Annotated in this window: 26 protein-coding genes; 9 read left to right on the top strand and 17 right to left on the bottom strand. The window is 40.0% G+C overall.

What is annotated here, in order from left to right; translation table 11 throughout:
- Positions 1–96: 96 nt before the first annotated feature.
- The 13 genes from VIM94_RS03460 to hemA all read right to left on the bottom strand — a co-directional run bounded on the left by VIM94_RS03460 (position 97) and on the right by hemA (position 10929).
- Positions 97–810: a 3'-5' exonuclease gene (locus tag VIM94_RS03460; protein ID WP_332037896.1), complete on the bottom strand. Its 714-nt coding sequence runs from the start codon at positions 808–810 to the stop codon at positions 97–99.
- Complete coding sequence (locus VIM94_RS03455) at positions 800–1945, bottom strand: serine hydrolase (RefSeq protein WP_332037895.1); 1146 nt, start codon at positions 1943–1945, stop codon at positions 800–802. Before VIM94_RS03455 ends, VIM94_RS03460 begins: the two co-directional genes overlap by 11 nt.
- An 8-nt stretch (positions 1946–1953) precedes the next feature.
- Positions 1954–2427 (bottom strand): methylated-DNA--[protein]-cysteine S-methyltransferase, encoded by a 474-nt coding sequence (locus VIM94_RS03450; protein WP_332037894.1) that lies wholly within the window; start codon positions 2425–2427, stop codon positions 1954–1956.
- A complete protein-coding gene (locus VIM94_RS03445) occupies positions 2384–3508 on the bottom strand; it encodes a hemolysin family protein (protein ID WP_332037893.1) in 1125 nt (374 codons plus the stop codon). The genes VIM94_RS03450 and VIM94_RS03445 overlap by 44 nt, the downstream gene beginning before the upstream one ends.
- 139 nt (positions 3509–3647) lie before the next feature.
- Entirely contained in the window at positions 3648–4106 is a 459-nt protein-coding gene (locus tag VIM94_RS03440) for a hypothetical protein (protein WP_332037892.1), read from the bottom strand.
- Positions 4107–4220: 114 nt separating this feature from the next.
- Positions 4221–4580, bottom strand: coding sequence for a hypothetical protein (locus tag VIM94_RS03435; RefSeq protein WP_332037891.1), 360 nt, complete (start codon positions 4578–4580; stop codon positions 4221–4223).
- Positions 4581–4642: 62 nt separating this feature from the next.
- On the bottom strand, positions 4643–5632 hold the full coding sequence (gene hemB, locus VIM94_RS03430; protein ID WP_332037890.1) for a porphobilinogen synthase: 990 nt from the start codon (positions 5630–5632) through the stop codon (positions 4643–4645).
- Positions 5633–5689: 57 nt separating this feature from the next.
- Complete coding sequence (hemF, locus tag VIM94_RS03425; protein ID WP_332037889.1) at positions 5690–6592, bottom strand: oxygen-dependent coproporphyrinogen oxidase; 903 nt, start codon at positions 6590–6592, stop codon at positions 5690–5692.
- Positions 6593–6594: 2 nt separating this feature from the next.
- Positions 6595–7083, bottom strand: a complete 489-nt coding sequence (locus tag VIM94_RS03420) for a DUF6973 domain-containing protein (protein ID WP_332037888.1) — start codon at positions 7081–7083, stop codon at positions 6595–6597.
- Between the two features lie 4 nt (positions 7084–7087).
- Positions 7088–8110 carry a uroporphyrinogen decarboxylase gene (gene hemE, locus VIM94_RS03415; RefSeq protein WP_332037887.1) on the bottom strand — a complete coding sequence of 341 codons (1023 nt, stop codon included), beginning with the start codon at positions 8108–8110 and terminating at the stop codon, positions 7088–7090.
- 1 nt (position 8111) lies between these two features.
- The gene (locus VIM94_RS03410) at positions 8112–8765 is read right to left on the bottom strand and encodes a uroporphyrinogen-III synthase (RefSeq protein ID WP_332037886.1); all 654 of its coding nucleotides are present in this window, start codon (positions 8763–8765) and stop codon (positions 8112–8114) included.
- The gene (gene hemC / locus VIM94_RS03405) at positions 8765–9676 is read right to left on the bottom strand and encodes a hydroxymethylbilane synthase (RefSeq protein ID WP_332037885.1); all 912 of its coding nucleotides are present in this window, start codon (positions 9674–9676) and stop codon (positions 8765–8767) included. The genes VIM94_RS03410 and hemC overlap by 1 nt, the downstream gene beginning before the upstream one ends.
- Positions 9673–10929 carry a glutamyl-tRNA reductase gene (hemA, locus tag VIM94_RS03400; RefSeq protein WP_332037884.1) on the bottom strand — a complete coding sequence of 419 codons (1257 nt, stop codon included), beginning with the start codon at positions 10927–10929 and terminating at the stop codon, positions 9673–9675. The genes hemC and hemA overlap by 4 nt, the downstream gene beginning before the upstream one ends.
- A gap of 197 nt (positions 10930–11126) precedes the next feature.
- Between hemA and VIM94_RS03395 the strand changes: the two genes are divergently transcribed.
- The 8 genes from VIM94_RS03395 (at position 11127) to VIM94_RS03360 (ending at position 19321) form a co-directional block, all read left to right on the top strand.
- Positions 11127–12017 carry an AraC family transcriptional regulator gene (locus VIM94_RS03395; protein ID WP_332037923.1) on the top strand — a complete coding sequence of 297 codons (891 nt, stop codon included), beginning with the start codon at positions 11127–11129 and terminating at the stop codon, positions 12015–12017.
- Between the two features lie 11 nt (positions 12018–12028).
- Entirely contained in the window at positions 12029–12799 is a 771-nt protein-coding gene (locus VIM94_RS03390) for a ThuA domain-containing protein (RefSeq protein WP_332037883.1), read from the top strand.
- 70 nt (positions 12800–12869) lie between these two features.
- Positions 12870–13904 (top strand): ferrochelatase, encoded by a 1035-nt coding sequence (gene hemH / locus VIM94_RS03385; RefSeq protein WP_332037882.1) that lies wholly within the window; start codon positions 12870–12872, stop codon positions 13902–13904.
- Positions 13904–15250: an MATE family efflux transporter gene (locus VIM94_RS03380; RefSeq protein ID WP_332037881.1), complete on the top strand. Its 1347-nt coding sequence runs from the start codon at positions 13904–13906 to the stop codon at positions 15248–15250. The genes hemH and VIM94_RS03380 overlap by 1 nt, the downstream gene beginning before the upstream one ends.
- A 96-nt stretch (positions 15251–15346) precedes the next feature.
- Positions 15347–15895 carry a CopD family protein gene (locus VIM94_RS03375; protein ID WP_332037922.1) on the top strand — a complete coding sequence of 183 codons (549 nt, stop codon included), beginning with the start codon at positions 15347–15349 and terminating at the stop codon, positions 15893–15895.
- Positions 15896–15916: 21 nt separating this feature from the next.
- Positions 15917–17371: a sensor histidine kinase gene (locus VIM94_RS03370; RefSeq protein WP_332037880.1), complete on the top strand. Its 1455-nt coding sequence runs from the start codon at positions 15917–15919 to the stop codon at positions 17369–17371.
- A 15-nt stretch (positions 17372–17386) separates the two neighbouring features.
- The gene (locus tag VIM94_RS03365) at positions 17387–18169 is read left to right on the top strand and encodes an enoyl-CoA hydratase/isomerase family protein (protein ID WP_332037879.1); all 783 of its coding nucleotides are present in this window, start codon (positions 17387–17389) and stop codon (positions 18167–18169) included.
- 75 nt (positions 18170–18244) lie between these two features.
- Positions 18245–19321: a PA0069 family radical SAM protein gene (locus VIM94_RS03360; protein ID WP_332037878.1), complete on the top strand. Its 1077-nt coding sequence runs from the start codon at positions 18245–18247 to the stop codon at positions 19319–19321.
- Here VIM94_RS03360 and VIM94_RS03355 read toward each other — a convergent pair.
- From VIM94_RS03355 to VIM94_RS03340, 4 genes are all read right to left on the bottom strand, one after another.
- Positions 19318–19971 (bottom strand): HD domain-containing protein, encoded by a 654-nt coding sequence (locus VIM94_RS03355; protein WP_332037877.1) that lies wholly within the window; start codon positions 19969–19971, stop codon positions 19318–19320. The two genes, VIM94_RS03360 and VIM94_RS03355, sit on opposite strands and share 4 nt — an antisense overlap.
- Before the next feature lie 29 nt (positions 19972–20000).
- On the bottom strand, positions 20001–20732 hold the full coding sequence (locus VIM94_RS03350; RefSeq protein WP_332037876.1) for a lysophospholipid acyltransferase family protein: 732 nt from the start codon (positions 20730–20732) through the stop codon (positions 20001–20003).
- Between the two features lie 51 nt (positions 20733–20783).
- Positions 20784–21158 (bottom strand): hypothetical protein, encoded by a 375-nt coding sequence (locus VIM94_RS03345; RefSeq protein WP_332037875.1) that lies wholly within the window; start codon positions 21156–21158, stop codon positions 20784–20786.
- 80 nt (positions 21159–21238) lie between these two features.
- A complete protein-coding gene (locus VIM94_RS03340) occupies positions 21239–21649 on the bottom strand; it encodes a BrxA/BrxB family bacilliredoxin (protein WP_081207996.1) in 411 nt (136 codons plus the stop codon).
- Positions 21650–21826: 177 nt separating this feature from the next.
- Here VIM94_RS03340 and VIM94_RS03335 point away from each other — a divergent pair, with 177 nt between their 5' ends.
- On the top strand, positions 21827–22558 hold the full coding sequence (locus VIM94_RS03335; protein ID WP_332037874.1) for a TerB family tellurite resistance protein: 732 nt from the start codon (positions 21827–21829) through the stop codon (positions 22556–22558).

Raw genomic sequence — 22558 nt, 5'->3', positions numbered from 1 at the left:
TTCTAAACAATCGACCATCTTAAAGTTACAAATTTTTGAAGAGGAATATGGGGTGTTTTAACTGAAGTTTAGCGGAATAAGATTATAAGCAGTCTTTTAAACCGAAATTATCTCTGCTTCTTCCAGCAGTTTTTCCTGTCTGAATTTTAGAATGATCTGGGCGATGGCCACTACATCTTTTTCGCAATACTTAATTATTCGTTGCGAATCTTTTTCTTCATAAAAAACCCTGCATACGTCGCTGCCGCTTATATCGTCTTTTGGGGAGGGAATCCCTAGAATATTTGTGAGTAGCTTTAAAGAAGTGAAATGTTTATAATCCCCAAATTTCCATAATTCCAGGGTATCCAGGTGAGGGACCTCCCAGGGTTTCTTTCCGAAGAGATTTAACTTAGACGGCAGAGGAAGATCGTGAATAAGCATTCTTCGGGCAATAAAAGGGAAATCGAATTCTTTCCCGTTATGTGCACATAACAAATGATACGGCTGGAAAAAATGTCCTTCCAGTAATGCGCTGAAATCCCTGAGCAATTGCTTTTCTGCACCGCTAAAGGTGGTTATCCTGAAATTTCGTTCTTCATTTTTAAAATTGAAAAACCCAACCGAAATACAGACGATCTTACCGAATTCTGCCCAAATTCCAGCCCTGTCATAAAATTCTTCAGGAGTATATTCTTCTTTGCGCTGGTATTGCGTTTTATCTTCCCATAAAACTTTTTTATCCTCGCTTAGCTCCTGGAAGGAGGCTGTTTCAGGAACAGTTTCGATATCGAGAAATAGAATGTTCTCAAGATTTATCTTATGAAGCATTTTCTAACATTTTATAAGTTTCATCAATATACCTATAAAAATCTGGATAATGCTTTTGGTCATCTTTTCTGATGAATTCCTGTCCTAATCTTACGATCAACAGGTCATCTTCTGGAATAACGATCACATATTGGCCATGAACCCCGCGCATATAAAAGATTTCCTTGTCCATATAATCGGTTAGCCATATTCCATATCCGTATTCCGGGCTTTCCTTAAAGCGGGCATTGGTCATTTTTTTAATAAAACCTGAATCCAGCAAAGATTTACCGTTCCAGGAACCTTGATCTTTAAACAATTTCCCGAATCGTGCAAAATCTCGTGCATTAGAGGCAATACAGCAAAAGGCTTTTTCCATTCCGTATTTTTCACTGTCTAATTGCCAGAGAGCCTTGTTTTGCATTCCCATAGGTTTCCAGAAATTTTCACTTAGATAATCAGAGAGGGTTTTTCCGGTAGCCTTTTCCAGAACCATACCCAGTAATTGGGTATTTCCGCTTAAATATTTAAATTTTTCTCCAGGAGTTTCGGTGACTTCGAGCTTTAGAATTTGTTTTTTCAGGTTATCGCCATAATATGCTCTGGCCGTCATGCCAAAAGGATTGTAGTAATTTTCATTCCAGTTTAGGCCTGACGCCATCGAGGCAAGGTCGCCCACTTTAAGCTCTTTATCGAATTGCGGAAAAAAATCGGCTACCGGCTGCTCCAGGCTTTCAATATGGCCCTGCATAATAGCTTTACCCAACATGGCCACTACAATACTCTTCGCCATAGAAAATGAGTTAGACTTCATAGACGGGCTGTAGTCCTGGTAATATTTTTCAAACCATAGGCTATCATTCTTTATCACTAAAAAAGCCACGGTTTTTAATTCTTTGTTTATTTTTTCCAAAGCTTCAGTAGCTTCTTCTGAATTATAATTAGAGTGTCTGGGCCATTCCCGACCATTACTTCCGGATTCAATTATTCTGTTGTCAAATTCATGATAGTCGTCGATATAAGCTGAGGTATGTCCGTTTAGATAGGTTATTCCGGCGGCTTTCAGTATATATTCATAATTGAAAGTATATAGAAGAATAAGGCAAACTAACAGTGTAGCCACGCCAATACCAAGAATTCTTATAAACTTTTTCATATCAACAGCTAATTAAAAAGACTTTGTTGTGTTAAGACGCCTTCGTGTTCCAGGAGCCACTTTTTACGATGAAGTCCGCCGGCATAACCGGTTAAAGAACCATCGCTGCCAATTACCCTGTGACAGGGAACCACGATCCAAAGCGGATTCTTTCCATTTGCTGAAGCCACGGCCCTAATAGCTTTCACATCACCTAACTGTTTCGACAGTTCCAGGTAAGAAACCGTTGTGCCATAGGGGATTTTCAAAAGGGCGTTCCAAACCTTTTTTTGAAATTCGGTGCCTTCTAAATTTAGTTTTAAGTTAAAATCTTTTAACTCTCCCCTAAAGTATGCCTCAAGTTGTTCTACGGCAGGCAAAAGTTCACCCGGTACATCAGAAGTAAGTTGCTGGGTATCCTCCAGAATTTTTATTTCTGAAATTCCTTCCTTACTTCCGCTAATCTTTGCTATCCCCAGCGGAGTCTTCAGGTGTATCTTCATCGCTATTTTTAGCTTGTTCTTCCTCGCGCTTAATCAATCCGAGACGTTTTGCACGACGTTCCCAGTTTTGACGGGCAAGCATCTGCATATCCTCAATGCTGTCACTCTCGTCCATAATTTCAAGTCCCAGCAGGGTTTCTATGATATCTTCCATAGTAACCAGCCCAACGGTGTTTCCATATTCATCAACAACCATGGTGATATGCCCTCTTTCCTGTATAAATTTTTCAAATAATTCCGGGATAGGAGTATGAGCGGGAGTCATAAAGACATCTCTTTTTAAAATGCTTAATGGCTCTTCTCCCTTTTCATCTATTATTTCTTCAAGAACATCATCTTTGAGGATAAATCCTGTAACGTTGTTCGGTTTTCCTTTATAGATAGGGATTCGGGAAAACTTAAGATTTCGGTGACTTTGATGAAAATCTGCAATGGAAGTGTCTTCATCTTCAGTAACAGCAACAGAATAAGGAGTCATCACATCTTTGGCCTCCACCGATTTAAAGACCAATAAATTTTTAATAACGGTTGTTTCACTTTCCTCAAAAACCCCTTCTTCTTTTGCGGCATCGGTAATGGCTGCAAATTCTTCACGGCTCATCGAGCTCACGTGAGCCGATTTCCCTATTAATTTGGTGGTTAACATCATTAACCATAGAATTCCGGTATATTTAAGAGGAAAAATCATTGCTTTTAAAGAAGTTGCGGTAAATCCACCTAATTTCTGCCAGTAGGTAGCCCCGATGGTTTTCGGGATTATTTCAGATAAAATTAAAATAGCAAGAGTCATAATTGCTGAAACAATACCCACAGAACTGTTACCACTCCCAAAGGTTTTCTCCGCCTGAACACCAACCAGGATTGCCCCCACAGTATGAGCAACCGTATTTACGGTTAGAATTGCAATCAGGGGGCGGTCAATATCCTGTTTAAAATGTGCCAGGGTATCAGCATAAGATTTCCCTTCCTGCTTCTTGATTTTTATATAAGAAGGCGTAAAACTGAGCAGAGCGGCTTCCAGAATAGAACATAGAAATGAAAAGAAAATGGAAATAAAAGCATAAAATAATAGTAATCCCATTGTACGGTTAGTTGTTGAATAATCTAATTTAGGGATAAATTAAAGAAAAAAATAAAAAGAAATTATAAACCTCCGGAAAGCTATTGGATGTTGCTTTTTCAGATAGCCTTCCGGAAATTTATATGGTTGTAATCCCTGGTTAGGCTTTGATTAGCTTTTCCCATTTTTTGGCCAGAACTAAGCTGGTTTCAGCATCTGAAGAATTTTTATCTTCATCGTCATAGAAGACAATTTCATTTATTTTTCTGTTTTTCGTTCCAAATAAATTTAGGCTGATATAATTTAAACCGCCCTCAGAAGCTTTATGATTTTTGGTTGACAACCTGCTTTCTTTTATTTCCTTAAGGTTGAGGATGTTATAATCAGGACTTTCTCCCGGTTTTACGATAAGTAGTTTGTGAGCCTTAGAATCTAAGCCTAATAATAAGTTCTCTAAAAGTTCTGTGGTCTCGAGATTTAGATTATTATCCTTACTGATGGTTTTTATTTTTTTTAGCATGTTTTTTTCCTGTTTCTTCTGTTGAAGAATTAAAATAAAGATTGGGCCTATAAACACTAAGAGTAGGCCTAAACCAATTAAGCTTGAAGCTGTATCCATTTTTTATTTTTTATGGTGATATGATTTATGGTTGGCCGCACGGCCAAATAAAGGCGAACTTGCAGCCGGGCTTTTTTCAAAGCCTTGTTACTATTCAGATTAACCTGAAAATGTTTACCAGAAAAAATGGAACGGAAAGATCTTGTGCCTCAGCTCATTTCTATGATCCTGAAGATATGAAGTTGGTTTTTTTAGATTGTGGAAATTCCAGAAATGAAAATTATTGGGGCTGGTCTGTGCACCGCCACTAAAGTGATACTCAGGGGAAGTTTCAGAATATTCACCTGCATTACCAAAAGAAATTTCCTGATAAAGTAAGCCTTCAGTATTTTGGTAGGTTTGAGGAAGTAAGCGATTCCCAGAGTCTTTCTGAATGAATTGACCGGATGAAAAAGCAAAAGCCTGCTGGCCATAGATCGCCAGCAAACCAATAATAGTAAATGCTATAAAGCCTTTATTACGAAACTTTTTCATCTCTCAAAAGTATGTAAAAAGTAGGGTGTTTTTTAAATATTTTAATCTATCTAATTAAGAGCCTAAGAGATAAGTTTTACGGCTTCTTTTGCAAAATAACTGGCAATCATAGTTGCCCCTGCTCGTTTAATCGCCGTTAATTGTTCAAGGACCACAGCATCGTGATCGAGCCAGCCTTTCTGTGAGGCGGCTTTTATCATGGCATATTCTCCGCTTACCTGGTAGACTGCTACCGGTACATTTACCGCGTTCCTTATATCCCGAACTATGTCAAGATAACATAATCCCGGTTTTACCATTACGATATCGGCGCCTTCTTCGATGTCCATCAGAGTTTCGCGGATGGCTTCATCGCGGTTGGCAGGATCCATCTGGTATGTTTTCTTGTTCTTCGGAATATTATCAGCATCAACAGGCGCCGAGTCCAAAGCGTCACGGAAGGGGCCGTAAAAAGCAGAAGCATATTTGGCACTGTAACTCATAATTCCCGTTTCATGAAAACCTTCGTCTTCCAGAAGGCTTCTAATCTCAAAAATTCGTCCGTCCATCATATCGCTGGGGGCCAGTATGTCGGCACCGGCTTTGGCATGAGAGAGGCCCATTTCCGCCAAAACAGCAGTGGTGTCGTTATTGATGATCTTTCCTTCTGCAACTATTCCGTCGTGACCATAAGAAGAGTAGGGATCCAGGGCAACATCGGTCATTACCAGCATTTCGGGAACAGCCTCTTTTACCGTTTTGATGGCGCGTTGCATCAAGCCATCGGTATTTAGCGCCTCGGTGCCCGCATTGTCTTTAAGCTTTTCCGGAACCTTGACAAAAAGTAAAACCGATTTTAAACCTAAATTCCAGAGTTCTTTTATCTCCATTTTTAAAAGGTCAAGACTCATCCTGTAATAACCCGGCATTGAGGCGATCTCTTCTTTTAGGTTTTTTCCTTCTACCACGAAAAGCGGTACGATAAAATCATCTGGAGTGATTGCGGTTTCTCTAACCAGGCTTCTTACGGCCTCATTGGTTCGTAATCTTCTATTTCTGTTTAGTGGGTACATAATTTTGAAATTTTGTATTCTGTATTCAGTTTTTGAAAAGCCGGATTAAGGCATCAATTATACCCAATTTATGGGTTTCTTCAGCAACTTCAATAATTTTTCTTCTTTGCTGCCCGACTCGGGATGATGATCGTAAACCCATTGCACGTGGGGGGGCAGGCTCATCAATATACTCTCTATCCTGCCGTTGGTCTTTAAACCGAATAAAGTGCCCTTGTCGTGCACCAGGTTAAATTCTACGTACCGCCCACGCCTTATCTCCTGCCAGTTTCTCTGAGCTTCGGTATAGCTTAAATTTTTTCTTTTTTCCACAATTGGTACGTAAGCTTCGAGAAAACTATCGCCCACTTCGGTCACGAAATCATACCAGGCCTCAATACTCATTTCTTCGGAAGCCTTTAAATAGTCGAAGAACAATCCACCGATGCCACGGGCTTCGTCCCGATGGGCATTCCAGAAATATTCATCGCACTTTTTCTTGTATTCGGGATAGAATTCGGGATTATGCTTATCGCAGGCTGCTTTTGATATTTTGTGAAAATGAACTGCATCTTCCTCGAACAAATAGTAAGGAGTTAAATCCTGGCCACCACCAAACCATTGATCAAGCACATTTCCTGATTTGTCATACATCTCAAAATACCTCCAGTTAGCGTGAACTGTAGGAACCATAGGATTTTTAGGGTGTAATACCAGGCTAAGGCCACAAGCGAAAAAATCAACATCGCCTACCTTAAAATATTGTTGCATAGCAGGAGGCAAGGGCCCGTGCACTGCCGAGATATTCACTCCACCTTTCTCAAATACATTCCCGTTTTCTATTACTCTGGTCCTGCCGCCTCCACCTTCGGGTCGTTTCCAGAGATCCTGTTGGAATTTTGCCGCTCCGTCTATCTCTTCGAGTTTCGCAGTTATCTCTTCTTGTAATTGTTCAATATACGCGTAAAATTGTTCTCTCATTTTCAATCTTCTATATAAACCATTTGATGCTGCTGGGCATTTATTTGTTCCGCTGTGCTCACTTTTTCAGCCTTTTTCATTTTCTCTTTTAAAAGCCTGATAATATCAAGATTTTCTTCGGAATAATACTTCTTAAAGAGTTTACGACCTACCAGATTATTATGTAAATCCATCGTTTTGGCGAGTTCATCATTTGGAGCCAGTTCTTCGTGGAGATCGGTGATTTTTTTGCTCCATTCCATCGATTTTTCCACAGAATCACAAACTTTATAACATTTTTCACAGATCAAATAATTCCAAAGCGCATGCCTGAAGGCGTTCGATCGATTATCCCTGTGGTGGTCATCTCCAAAAAGTTTATCACAAATTTTAATGCTTTGCCTGGTGGCTTTTATTGTTGGAGTAACAAAACGGGGATGCCTGATAGAGACCTTAAGAAGCTGGAGAACTTCCCCCGGACTCATATTTATTAAGCGTCCCCAGATTGCCATCCTGCTATTTGTATTCTTTCACCGCCTCAACGAAAGCGATGGCATTCTCCACGGGAATATCGGGTAAGATACCGTGTCCCAGGTTGGCGATATACCGGTCTTTCCCAAATTCATCGATCATCTGGTGCACCATTTTTTTGATCTCAGCCGGAGGTGAATATAATCTTGAAGGATCAAAATTACCTTGTAGGGTGATCTGTCCGCCGGTTAAATATCTGGCATTCTTAGGGCTACAGGTCCAGTCAACACCAATGGCAGCAGCACCCGATCGTGCCATAGTATGTAGCGCAAACCAGCAACCTTTTCCGAAGGCGATTACTGGAATCTCATCTCTTAAAGCATCGATGATCTGTTGAATATATTTCCAGGAAAACTCATCGTAATCTGTAGGGCTTAGCATCCCGCCCCAGGAGTCGAAAACCTGAACCGCATCAACACCTGCAGCAACTTTGGCTTTTAAGTAGGCGATGGTGGTATCGGTGATCTTTTGAAGTAGTTGATGAGCCGCCACTGGATTGCTAAAGCAGAATTTCTTGGCAATATCAAAATTTTTAGAACCCTGGCCCTGTACGGCATAGCATAGAATAGTCCATGGGGAACCGGCAAAACCAATAAGTGGAACTTCATCATTAAGCTCCATTTTGGTCATTTTAATGGCTTCCATCACGTATCCTAATGTTTCGTCAATATCCGGTACGATCACCCGATCTACATCTTCCTGGGTTCTTATTGGATGAGGCAGCCAGGGACCAACCCCCGGTTTCATTTCTACTTCAATATTCATCGCTTGCGGAATAACCAGAATGTCACTAAAAAGGATAGCGGCATCGGTTCCTACTTGTTTAATGGGCATCACTGTTATCTCGGTAGCCAATTCGGGAGTGCGACAGCGGGTGAAGAAATCGTATTTCTCCTTTAGTTTCATAAAATCAGGTAGGTAACGACCCGCCTGTCTCATCATCCAAACCGGGGGGCGTTCTACGCTTTCCCCTTTTAGCGCTCTTAAAAATAAATCGTTTTTTATCATTTTAGTTCTTTTGTTTATAATGCTTCACCACAGATACAATGAGATTTTCGATACTGGGTTTGTTGGCTATTATAATATTTTCAGTGTATTGTTCAGCTTCTTTTGCAGTGGTCTTGCCTATACAAAATGCAGTACTATCCTTTATTTTATTTTTAGAGGTGAAACTTTTTACTCCGCTGGGGCTATAAAACATAATCCCCTCAAATTCCTGCAGAAAGCTTTGTTTGTTTAAACTTGTTTTATAAACCTCTACCTCCTGAAATTCTATACCTTCTCCCTTTAATAATGAAGGTAATTCTTCCCTACGCAGGTTTCCGCAGAAAAAGATAAATTTTTCGTCCCGGTATTTTTCTGATATAATTTTTGCGAGGTCCCTTCCATAATCTGAAACTTCCGAAATATTAAAGTTATGGCTTTTTAAGAAATCAGCGGTTTTTTTACCTACAACAAAGCAATTGTGAATTTTTAATTGTCTTTCAATAATAGATTTTGCGCTGTTTTTGCTGGTTATAATGGCGTTTTTAATCTCTTTTTTGGGAAGGTCGAAATCCAGGAATTCAATTTTAATGGCATTGTATTCTACCAGGCTCAGCCCTGAATTTAGAAAAAGATTTTTCTGGCTTAAACTAAGTTTTTTAGTAGAAAGGACTGTCATTATTTTAAGACCTTTCTAATCTCAGCCATAAGTTCTTTCCCACCTTTATTCAGCACTTCACGGGCACAGCTGTTTCCAAAACCTTGGATTTCGTCAATTCTAGTAGTTTCTTCAACCTCAATTTTTTGTTTACCATCAAGACTGAAAAGCGCACCTTTAAAATATACAATATCTTTTTCTATGGTTACAAGTGCTCCAATTGGGGCGGTACAACCACCTTCCAGGGTTTTGAGAAATTGACGCTCAATATGAACACTTATTTTGCTTTCCTGGTGATTGAGCGGTTCGAGGGCTTTCCTGGAAAAGTCATCGTCTTCCATAGCTACTACAAGCATTGCTCCCTGGGCAGGAGCAGGAATCATCCAGTTGAGGTCTACGTAGTTTTCAGGTTTTAGGGCGATGCGTTCCAGGCCTGCAGCGGCGAAAATGGCACCATTCCAGTCGTTGTCCTTTAATTTCTTCAATCGGGTGTTTACGTTTCCACGTAAGTCAACCACCTGATGCTCAGGATGCCTGTTGAGCCATTGTGCTTTACGGCGAAGGCTTCCGGTGGCGATAGTCCCTTCAGTATTCAGGAAATCCAGGCCTTTATGGATTAAAATATCTTTGGAATTTGCCCTTTTTAAAACCGCCGCTTCCACCATTCCTTTAGGAAGCGCAGTGGGCACATCTTTCATGGAATGAACGGCGATGTCTATTTCGCCTTTTATCATCGCCACATCAAGGGTTTTGGTGAAAATCCCTGTAATACCCATTTCATACAGAGGCTGGTCCAGGTTTAGATCTCCAGTAGATTTTACCGGCACTAATTTGGTTTCGTGACCTAATTTTTCCAGGGCATTTTGTACGGTTTTGGCTTGCCAAAGGGCAAGTTCGCTGTCCCGGGTGCCTATTCGTATTGTTTTTTTCATTTCTGAAGCTCTTCTAACTGAAAAACTTTCTGGATTAGTTCCAGGCTTTCATCGGTGGTTTCAGAATCGCTTTTTAGATGATTGGCGAAATGTTTGGTAATCTTCTGAATAATGCGGTTGCTTATAATTTCGGCCTGTTCGTCATTAAAATCGGTTATTTTCCTGCGTTGGAAATCCAATTCATCATCTTTCATGGTTTTCAATTTCTTTTTCAGGGCCTTGATGGTAGGAGCGAACTTCCGGGTTTCCAGCCATTTATTGAATTCGGCCTCCACCTCAGCAATAATCTCTTTTGCTTTCGGGATAAACTGTTGGCGTCGTTCAAGAGTAGCATCAGTCATCTTTGAGAGCTGATCGAGGTGGACGAGACTTACGTTAGAGAGCTCTGCTACATCATCGGCCACGTTTTTCGGAATTGAAAGATCAAGAATAAGCAGCTCTTTTTTGGAATAGATAAGCTCTTTAGAAATAGTAGGATTCTGCGCGCCGGTAGCCACTATTAAAATATCGCTATTGCGTATTTCGGCTTGTAAATCGGCATATTCCTTAACTATAAGGTTAAATTTTCCCGCAACGCGTTCGGCTTTATCCTTTGTTCGGTTTATAAGAGTTATATGGTGGTTCTTGGTGTGTTTAACCAAATTTTCACAAGTGTTACGCCCAATCTTACCGGTTCCGAAGAGAAGAATATTCTTTTCAGAAACATTTTTAATATTGTTCAGGATATATTGAACAGAGGCAAAAGCAACAGAGGTAGCTCCACTGGAGATCTCGGTTTCATTTTTTATACGCTTGCTGGCCTGTATGACCGCGTTGACAAGACGCTCCAGAAAAACGTTGGTGAGTCCAGACTTTTTAGACTGAATGAAGGAATTCTTAAGCTGACTTATAATCTCAAAATCGCCCAGGATCTGGCTGTCCAGTCCGGTCCCTACCTGGAACATATGAGCGATGGCCTTTTTGTTTTTATGCACATAGGCAACCTTTTCAAATTCTTCTACGGTTCCATGGGTATGTTCGCAAAGCAATTTGATAAGCTCAAAAGGGTGATGGGCAAAACCGTAAATTTCGGTGCGGTTACAGGTGGAAGTAGTTAAAATAGCCTCAATTCCTTCTACTTTGGCCTGTTGCAGCAGTCGCTGTTTGGCTTCTTCGTCAAGGCTAAAGTGTCCTCTTATCTCGGCGTCAGCTTTTTTATAGCTTAATCCGATGGTATAAAAATGTTTACCTCCAGAAAAATGAAAATTTTCCATGTATATTATTAGGATTGCGTGGACAAAAGTAAAACATAGCTTAAAGAAAATATAACGCTGAAAGTACTAAATGTGTCGCTTCCTGATAAATATCAGTTAAAATCGGCCTAACTTTGAAGAATAGCTGAAATAATAGTAAATTCAATTGCTGGAAAGGCTTTTATAAAGGTGCTGAATAAGGAATTAAAAATTTTATGATGAAAACAAACGGGAAAAATATCGCTGGAAGAACCGTAATTAGCACTCAAATAGAGGAGGGTTTTTACATATTTAAGTTCCTGAATGATTCTGCTGAAACTCAGAATTTTGTTCGTGAAATAGATAGTAGTTTTATCCAATTCCATTTTAATGTAAAAGGACAGAGTAGGTTTTTGTTTAACGCTGGGGGATATGAGTTGCCACTTCCGGAAGAAAATTCGCTACTTCTTTATAATCCACAGCAGGCGCTACCCTTAAACCTCAATCTTGAACCCAATTCCTGGGTAATCTCCCTGGTAATCTCTATTAAAAAATTTCATTCCCTGTTTTCGCAGGAAGCCAATTATATTCCTTTTCTAAGTTCAGAAAACCGGGATAAAAAATATTATAAGGATGCACCAATTACTCCATCTATGGCAATTGTGCTTAATCAACTTTTAAATTTCAGTTTAACGCCAAGTATAAAAAACCTTTATTTCAAAGGAAAGGCATACGAGTTGCTAAGTTTGTATTTTAACAGGACAGAAGATCCCGATTTAGAACAATGTCCATTTTTGGTTGATGAAGAAAACATTCTTAAAATTCGACGGGCAAAAGATATCGTGATCTCCAAACTCGCAGAGCCACCTTCTTTACAGGATCTTGCTGATGAGATTGGTTTGAGTTTAAAGAAATTAAAAGACGGGTTTAAACAAATTTACGGTACTTCTGTCTATAGTTTTCTGTTTGATTATAAAATGGAATATGCTCGTAAACTATTGGATACCGGCGAATATAATGTAAATGAAGTTGGCCTGAAACTGGGCTATAGCACTGCCAGCCATTTTATAGCGGCATTTAAAAAGAAATTCGGGACAACTCCGAAAAAATATATTATGTCTTTATCTTAAAATCTTTAGAAATGAGAAACTCAAAATATTTATCGATACTGTTTCTTGTCCTTCTGATTTCAACAAATATGTTTTCCCAGGAGGAAGAGGAAAAAGAAAAAAAAGAAATCCTGGTTTTTCATAAAGCCGAAGGTTTCTGGCATAGATCTACTCCGGCCGGTCACGCGATTATAAAAGATATTGGTGAAGAAAACGGCTTTGAGGTTGATGAGACAAATAATAGCGATGATTTTAATGAAAAAGATCTTAAAAGATATGATCTGGTGATTTTCTTAAATACCACCGGGGATGTATTAAATGAAGAAGAGCAAGCTGCTTTCGAAAAATATATCGCTGAAAATGGGAATTTCTTCGGAATTCACGCCGCTGCTGACACTGAATATGATTGGCCCTGGTATGGTGAGCTGGTGGGTGGTTATTTTGTAAATCATCCTAAGGTACAACGGGCTAATGTAATTGTTGAAATGCCCGATCATCCAACTGTTTCTCACCTTCCCAATCCCTGGTCGAGAATAGATGAGTGGTATAATTATAAAAACCTTAACCCCGAAAATAAGGTTTTGTTGAGTCTCGATGAATCCACTTATCATGGAGGGGAGAACGGTGAAAATCATCCCATTGCCTGGTATCGCGAGCTTCCCGGGGGAGGTATTAGTATATACACCGGAGGTGGCCACAGGATACAGTCTTATATGGAACCTGGGTTTCAGGAGCATCTATTAAGATGTATACTTTTTGCCCTTGGTGAAGAGACTGATACCAATTTGATTATTGAACAATAAATATTCAGAATAGTGACGGTTTTCATCGCCCGTTTTATAGTTATATTTTTGTGCTGAAATTAATGAACATATGAGCAAAGGCGTATTATTGGTCAACCTGGGATCCCCTGAAAGTACCGACCCAAAAGATGTGAAAAAATACCTCGATGAATTCCTTATGGATGAGCGGGTTATAGATGTACCATACTGGGCACGGGTGCTCCTTGTTAGAGGAATTGTGCTGAACACCAGGCCCAAAAAATCTGCTGAAGCCTATAAAAAGATTTGGTGGGAAGAAGGTTCCCCCTTGATTGTACTTTCTGAAAGATTGCAGTCTAAAATAGACGATCTCACTTCCGTGCCGATAGCCTTGGCGATGCGTTACGGAAAACCTTCAATTATGGAAGGCCTTCAGGAATTGCATGATAAAGGAGTAAATGAAGTTTTGCTTTTTCCACTTTATCCGCAGTTTGCGATGGCTACCACTGAAACTATTCTGGTTTTAGCCGAAGAAATCAGGCAAAAGCATTTTCCGAAGATGCAATTTACTACCGTGCCGCCGTTTTATAATCATCCCGATTATATTCGGGTACTTGCCGAAAGTATTTCCGATAGTTTAAAAGGAAAAGATTTTCAGCATCTGTTATTTTCCTATCATGGGGTGCCCGAAAGGCATATTCGCAAAAGCGATATCACCAAGTCTCATTGTAAAATTGATGGTAGCTGTTGCCAGACCCCCTCAGAAGCACACCAGTTTTGCTACAGGCATCAATGTTTTGAAACTACCCGATTAGTAGCCGAATACCTTGAGCTGAAAGAAAACTCATACAGCGTTTCTTTTCAATCCCGACTTGGTTTTGACCCGTGGCTTCAACCCTATACCGATCGTACCATCGAGCGCTTTGGAAAACAGGGAATGAAAAAACTTGCTATCGTAACGCCGGCCTTTGTTTCAGATTGCCTGGAGACTCTTGAGGAAATAGCCATGGAAGGAGAAGAAATATTTCATGAGGTAGGAGGAGAGGATTTTAATGTAGTTGCCTGTTTGAACGACCGCGATGATTGGGTGAAGGTCCTGTCCCGATGGATTGATGAGTGGGCACATCAAAAGGCTGTTGAGGTATAATGTCAAAAATCACCGCTGCCGAACTGGGAAATAAACCCATAGGAAAACTTCTTATTCAGCAGGCAGTTCCGGCTTCAATTGGGATCCTGGTGATGTCCCTGAATATTCTTGTAGATACTATTTTTGTTGGAAACTGGATAGGCCCTGTAGCAATAGCTGCTATTAATGTGGTTTTACCGGTTTCTTTTTTTATTGCCGCTCTGGGAATGGCCATTGGAGTAGGAGGATCTTCGGTGGTATCAAGGGCTCTGGGTTCAAATCGTTCTGAAAAGGCATTAAGAACCTTTGGTAATATGATAAGCCTTACGCTTATTCTATCTTCTGCATTGGTAATCCTGGGACTTATTTTTGTAGACTTTCTTATTCCTGCATTTGGGGGAAAAGGAGAGATCTTCGAGCCCGCAAGAATTTACTATCAGGTAGTTGTTAGCGGGGTACCTTTTCTCGCCCTATGTATGATGGGTAATACCGTTATTAGAGCTGAGGGCAAGCCTAAATTTGCAATGGTCGCGATGATCATTCCTTCTGTTGTAAACCTCTTCCTGGATTACCTTCTAATAAACGTTCTGGAAATGGGGATGTTAGGAGCGGCTATAGCTACTACATCTTCCTATATTTTCTGTTTTATCTATGTACTTTGGTTTTTTATCTCAGAGAATTCAGAATTAAAGGTAAGTTTTAGTCATTTTGGATTTAAACGCCCTATTCTTAGGGAAATATCCTCATTAGGATTTGTAACCCTGGCCCGGCAGGCCGTGGTGAGCGTGATTTATCTTTTAATGAATAACATTCTTTTTGACTTAGGTGGGGAAAATGCGGTCACGGTTTATGCTATAATCGCCAGGATGCTCATGTTTGCTTTGTTTCCTGTGCTTGGGGTGACCCAGGGATTTTTACCCATTGCCGGCTATAATTATGGGGCCAGAGAATTTTCCCGGGTTAAAAAAAGTATTAGTACTGCAGTGATCTATGCCGGTGGCTTGGCTCTGCTGGTTTTTGCCGGGATAATGTTTTTCTCTGAAGATATTGTAAAGATTTTTACCGGAAACGAGGAGATTATCGCTGCAACACCCTCGGCAATGCGCTGGGTTTTTGCGGCTACCCCAATTGTTGCACTTCAATTAATAGGAGCGGCCTATTTTCAGGCGGTAGGTAAGGCATTGCCCGCACTTTTACTCACCCTTTCCCGGCAGGGTTTTTTCTTTATTCCTCTGGTGCTCATTCTTCCCAACTATCTGGGAGAATTAGGAGTATGGATTTCATTTCCGCTGGCCGATGTTTTGTCGACTATCGTAACCGGTTATTTTTTACACCGGGAAGTAAAATTAAATCTGAAACCCGATTAAGACTTAAGATTCAAATACCTAAAACAAATACTTATCTTTGTTAGGATTGAAAGCTGTTCGAGCTACCAATAAAAACAAGCAAACTTATAATTTGTGATAGAATACTACCAGTATATTAAAGCTCTTCATCTAATTTTTGTGATAACCTGGTTTGCCGGGCTTTTTTATATCCCCAGGTTATTTATTTACCATATTGAAGCCAGCCTGAAACCCGAACCTGAAAAACATATTCTTAGTGAACAATTTAAACTGATGACCAAAAGGTTGTGGTACATCATCACCTGGCCGTCAGCTATTCTTGCGAGTTTATTTGCATTCTGGTTGTTATTTTTAATTCCTTCCTTTTTGCAAATGGACTGGATGCTTATAAAACTGGCTTTCGTAGTCTTATTGTATGCTTATCACTATAAAAGCCATATGATTTTCAAGGAAATGCAGCAGGATGTAATTAAATGGTCTTCTGGCCAAATGAGGCTTTGGAATGAAGTGTCTACCCTAATTCTTTTTGCAGTTGTATTTTTGGTTATAGTTCGGGATTCGCTTAACTGGATTTTTGGTGTACTGGGCATATTTTTGCTTGCAGGCATGTTGATGCTGGGTGTAAAAATTTATAAGAGAATTCGCGCTAAAAACCCTAAGGCCTGATATTTGCTAAAACAGAGCTGTATGAACTTGTTAAAACTCTCTTTGCGTTCCCGTATTTTCTTCTCTATGCTATTACTGGTACTAGGGACTTCTATCCTTATTGTTGGAGTAACTGTTTTTCAGTATAAAAAGGAAGCAGAGCAGTATCACAAAGAGCGGCTGGAAAGAAAGGAACAGGCAATAATGGAAAATATTCGCTTTGTTCTGGGAAGTACTACCTATTTAGTGAATACTGAAAATATCGATGAGATCTTCAAGGAAAGGGGTAAGATCTATGAAATGGCACAGGTTCATGAAATGCAGATCAATATCTACGATCTGGAGGGTCGTCTTTTAGTGAAATCCAACGAATCTTTTTTTAAAGATACTACCGATGTGCAGTTAGATAAGAAACTCCTGGAGAGGCTGGATGGTTCTTCCAGAAAAAGAGTCTTACAACATACTGAAGTGAATGGAGATAAATTTCAATCTTCTTATTCCTATATCACCGACAATAAATTTAAACCATTGGCTATTTTATACCTGCCATACCTTCAGGATGATAGTTTGTTGAATCGTGATCTCAATAATTTCCTGATGCGTATGGGCGAGGTTTACTTATTGATGTTGGTGTTGGCGATAATTTTGTCTTATTTTCTCTCAAAATATATCACCAAAACCTTGAAAATAATATCAGATAAGATCCACCAGACACGTCTAGACAAGTATAACCAAAAAATCGAGATCAATAATGCTTCTGAAGAGATTTACGCTTTGGTATCGGCATATAATAGTATGATCGATGAGCTTGAAGAAAGCGCGGTGAAGCTCGCTACAAGTGAGCGGGAACAAGCCTGGCGGGAAATGGCCAAACAGGTAGCCCACGAAATTAAAAACCCGCTTACTCCTATGCGGCTTAGCGTACAGAGTTTTCAGAGGAATTTTGATCCTAATGATCCCGACATTGAATATAAAGTCGACGAATATTCTAAAACCCTCATCAATCAGATAGACACTATGAGTTCTATAGCAGCCGCTTTCTCGAATTTCGCTAAAATGCCGGCACAGCAAAATGAAACTCTAAACGTACCGAAAATTGTTAAACTGGCCCTGGATATTTTTAATGAAAGCTATATAAATTTCACCACAGACAGGGAGGAAATTCTTGCTAAATTTGATCGTACACAGCTAATCAGGGTGATTACCAATCTTGTCAAGAACGCTATCCAGGCTGTACAGGAAACAGAGAATCCTCAAATTCTTGTGAGTGTCCAGGATGAAGACACAATGGTTTGTATTTCGGTTTCTGATAACGGTTCAGGAATTGCTGAAGAGAATAAAGAAATGGTTTTTGAACCAAAATTTACGACCAAAAGCAGCGGAATGGGACTTGGATTGGCGATGGTAAAGAAAATTGTAGAAAACTATCAGGGAACTATCAGTTTTAGTTCAAAACAAAATAAAGGCACTATCTTTAAGGTGCGATTTCCAAAATAGCTAAAAATTTCAATAATGGATTACAAAAATATTTTAACCAAAGAAGAGGACGGAATTCTACACATTACGATAAACCGCCCTACAAAACTCAACGCGCTTAATAAGGCGACAATTAAAGAACTGCATGAAGCTTTTTCTGAAGCTAAAGAAGATCACGATATTAAAGTGATCATTCTAACAGGAAGTGGAGAAAAGGCCTTTGTAGCCGGCGCCGATATTAGCGAATTTGCCGATTTTTCTCCGGAAGAAGGCCGCGAACTTGCTGCCGAGGGACAGGCTTCTTTATTTGATTATGTCGCTAATTTCCCAAAACCTGTGATCGCAGCCGTAAATGGGTTTGCCCTTGGTGGTGGTTTGGAATTGGCTATGGCAGCACATTTTAGAATTGCCAGCGATAATGCTAAAATGGGCTTGCCGGAAGTATCCCTTGGTGTAATCCCTGGGTATGGTGGTACCCAACGCCTGCCGCAATTAGTGGGGAAAGGTCGTGCTATGGAGATGATCATGACCGCAGGAATGATAGATGCCAATCAGGCGCTTCAGTATAACCTTGTTAATCATGTCACTACTCCTGAAGAATTACCTGAGTTGGCAATGGAACTAGCCAGAAAGATCATGAAAAACTCCCTTGTGGCCATTAGTGGAGCAATTAGGGCCATTAATGCTAATTATGAAAGTGGGGTAAATGGGTTTGAAGTGGAAATAAGTGAGTTTGGCCACGCCTTTGGTACCGAAGATTTTAAAGAAGGAACTTCTGCTTTTTTGAATAAGCGTAAGGCTGATTTCCCGGGAGAATAATTATTTTCCTTTAAGGCTTCCTGTTAAATTTCTTCTTCGATTTTCTTAACTGGATATATTCCATAATTTTGTAATATGTCCAAAAATGAAAGTTTTATTAAAGGAAGGGGAGCGCAACTAAATGTTTCCAATAAGTTCGAGGCGCAGCAGCACGAATTTCGGGATGATTTTCGGAATTACTGTGCCACAGAAGGGGATGAGTTACAGAATAACCATACTGTTTTAATTGATACTTTTCCGAAAACTATTGTGAACAAGGTAACCAGTCCCGATGTTGGGATGGAATATTCTCTTAATCCTTATCAGGGTTGTGAGCATGGTTGCGTTTACTGTTATGCCAGGAATTCACATGAATACTGGGGTTACAGTGCCGGGCTTGATTTTGAAAGAAAGATCCTGGTTAAAAAAAATGCGGTAGAATTACTCGAAAAGAAACTCAGGAGCAGAAAATGGGAGGCTAAACCCATTATTCTTTCAGGGAATACTGATTGTTATCAGCCTATTGAAAAGAAACTTAAAATCACCCGACAGTTGCTGGAAACTTTTCTAAAGTATAAACATCCGGTAGGAATCATCACTAAAAACGCTTTGGTACAAAGGGATATAGATCTCCTTCGTGAGCTTGCAGAAGATAACCTGGTAAGCCTTACTCTTTCGGTAACTTCTCTTTCTGAAGAAACCCGTAGAATTTTGGAGCCTCGTACGGCAAGTATCAAAAAACGACTGGAAACTATAGAAAAACTCTCCGCAGCAAATATTCCGGTTAATGTGATGATGGCTCCCATAATTCCTGCAATAAATTCCCATGAAATTATGCCTTTGGCCCGGGAGATTTCGGAAAGAGGAGCTTTGAGCCTGGGATACACCATAGTTCGCTTGAACGGTGCTATAGCCGGGATTTTCACCGATTGGATTAAAAAAACCATGCCCGATAGAGCCAATAAGGTACTAAATCAAATCGAGAGTATACATGGTGGAAAGCTCAATGATAGCCGTTTTGGGACACGAATGAAAGGAGAAGGAGAATTTGCCAGCCAGGTTGCACAGCAGTTTAAATTGGCAAGAAGGAAGTATTTTTCAAATAAAGAAAGAATTAAGCTGAACTGTAAGTTACATGAAAGCTTTAAGGATGGTCAAATGAAATTATTTTAAGCGAGACCATCCCACTCACTGTAGAACTGTTGGAGATAACTCTCCATAAACCTGTGGCGTTCTTCAGCGATTTTCCGGCCGGTTTCGGTGTTCATCAGATCTTTAAGTAGGAGTAATTTTTCGTAGAAATGATTTATAGTTGGGGCAGTTGAGGCCTTGTACTCCTCTTTTGTCATATTCAGGTTTGGTTCTATTTCCGGGTCATACAAAGCACGGCCTTTAAAGCCTCCATAATTGAAAGTGCGGGCAATTCCAATTGCTCCTAAAGCGTCAAGTCTATCGGCATCCTGAACAATTTTTAATTCCGTTGAATAAAAGTTTTTCTTTTCTTTCCCGCCTTTAAATGAAACATTCTCGATGATCTTTATGACATGGGCTACCTCCTCTTCGGAAACTTTTTGTGTATTCAGAAATTCAGATGCCAGCTGTGGACCTCTACTTTCATCGCCATTGTGAAATTTATAGTCGGCGATATCGTGTAAAAGGGCGCCGAGTTCAACTATAAATAAATCGGCTTTTTCTCCCTTGGCGATTAGTTTGGCATTGTTGTATACTCTTTGTATATGAAACCAATCGTGGCCTCCCTCGGCATTGGCAAGTGTTTTTTTTACAAATTCCAGGGTGTTCTTTATTACTTCTGATCTGTTCATCTAAGGAGGTTTCTGGGAATCATCTGTTCCTATTTAATATCGGCGATGATGGTTCGCTCCACTTTTGCTACCAGGCTCTCAGGCTCGTCTGAATTTGCAGGAATAGGTTCATGGACCTTTAAAGTGATATGTACGCCGGGTTCCATAGGGAAATTGCCATGTTTAAATAATTTCCATGAATTATTGATGGTAATAGGAATGATAAGCGCATCAGGCATTTTTTTAAACAATAACTGAAGGCCGCTCACTGCGAACTTTTTTGGTTCCCCTGTGCGGCTTCGGGTACCTTCGGGAAAGATCACTGCAGAATGTTTCGTCTGGTTTAGATAATCGGCGAATTTTGCCATTTTTACCATAGCTTCCCGTTTGTTTTTACGATCAATCAATACTGAACCACCGTGTCTTAAATTGAATGAAATACTCGGTATGCCATGGCCCAATTCCTTTTTGCTCACAAATTTCGCATGATGCTTTCGCATATACCATATTATAGGAGGTATATCATACATTCCCTGATGATTTGCTACAATTATGCAGGGCTTATCTGTGGGAATATCATATGGATTTGAAAACGTAAAACGTGTACCCAGAATGTTAAGGCATCGAATAAGGAACAGATTAAAAATATCTACACTTTTTTTATGCGGCTGATACCCTCCAAGTTTCAGACTTATATACTGTATAGGATGAAAAACCAGCAAGGTTAAAAAAAAGAAGATATAAAACAGTACCGATAATGGGTAAGAAAGTATTTTTTTCATCTCAAAAATTATGGGGCTAAAGTACATATTTCAGTACTAAAGCTGCAAATTCTAAAAGGCTTCACATTTTTCATTAATGCATTCTACTTTTTCCGGGGGCGTGAGGACCATGCAATCTGATTCAATCCCGTATTTTAGGTTATAATCGTCTTCAGCTTTATTGTAATTTTCAACTAATTCTTCCAGTTTTTGCCTGTCTATTGAGGAAGAGAATGCCAAATAAGTTTTTGGACCACCACAAGCCTTGCTTCCAACGGCTATATAATCGCAGGTGTTTGCTTCATCACAGGATTCTCCGGCGATAAGATCTTTTATCTCTTCAAGTTTACGATCAAGTTCTTCCCGATCAACCTGCTGTGAATTCTCGGTGCTTTCACAGCCCGAGACAAAAAGAAAGATGAAAAAAAATACAATTAGCGCTTTCATATTAAAATGATTTCAGCATAAATATAAAACGAAAAAAGGCCGCCTGCATCGCAAACGGCCTTTTTTTAGCTTACTGTCTATTAACAAAATTCGTTGTAGGCAGCAATAAGATTTTCTGCGATCATTTCTGCAGGGCGTCCTTCAATATGGTGACGCTCCAGCATATGAACCAATTCTCCATCCTTGTAAAGTGCCATAGATGGCGAAGAAGGAGGAAAAGGTAGCATATAATCGCGGGCCTGGGTAGTAGCTTCTTTATCTACTCCGGCGAAAACAGTATAAAGGTTATCCGGTTTTTTCGCGTTTTGTAGCGAAAGCCTTGCCCCGGGACGGGCATTTGCAGCGGCACAGCCACAAACGGAATTTACCACCACCAGGGTAGTTCCTTCTTTTTTCATTGCGGCATCTACATCTTCTACGCTGTGCAATTCTTCAAAACCTATGCTGGTCAAATCTTCGCGCATTGGTTTTACTAATTCTGCTGGATACATATATAATTTGTTTTTGTTTTATAATTTATAAGGATCGCAAATATACCAAATTAACTTAAGCTGAACCTATCTCAATTTATTATGGTTGAATAGGTTGTGTCAATTACATTCGATAGGTTGGCGTTGTGTTAAACTTTGGTAAAATAGTATCTTTGCCGCTTACTTAAAATTAGCTTGATGTTTAAATGGGTACTTGCTGTATTGGGTTATATGTATTTCCGCTTTGGGGGTGCAATCCTGGGATTTATAATTGGATCGGTAATAGATAACTGGACACGCTCTGGACCTGGAATGGGGAGAATGTTCAGCCAGCAGGAAAAAAAGGTCTCTCCCGGGGATTTTGAACTCAATCTGCTTTCGCTATGTTCCATAGTGATAAAAGCCGACGGTAATGTAACCCAGAAGGAACTCGACTATGTGCGGTCTTATTTTGTACAGGCCTATGGAAAGGAGCATGCTAACGCCACCTTTAGAACTTTTAATGATCTTATTAAAGACAGGGAGATCTCTGCCTCGCGCATTTCGCAATATCTCGCAGCCAGAACCAAATATCCGGCTCGCTTGCAAATCATTCATTTTCTCTTCGGAATAGCCCAGGCCGATGGTCGGGTGAGTGAAGCCGAAGCCCGTGCTATCCAGGATATTGCAGGTTTTCTGCGAATAAGTAGAATGGATTTTGAAAGTCTGAAGGCCATGTTCTTCAAATCGGCCGATAATGCCTATAAAATCCTCGAGATTGAAAAGTCAGCCAGTAATGATGAGGTAAAGAAGGCTTACCGTCATATGGTTAAAAAATATCACCCGGATAAGCTGGGGCATATGGACGAAGCTTACCGGAAAGGAGCGCAGGAAAAATTTAATAAAGTACAGGAAGCCTACGAACAAATCCAGAAGGAACGCGGAATGTAA

Source organism: Salegentibacter sp., from assembly GCF_036568425.1.
Taxonomy (GTDB): domain Bacteria; phylum Bacteroidota; class Bacteroidia; order Flavobacteriales; family Flavobacteriaceae; genus Salegentibacter.
Note: the sequence above shows the minus strand (reverse complement) of the source record. Positions and strands in the feature narration are given on the sequence as shown.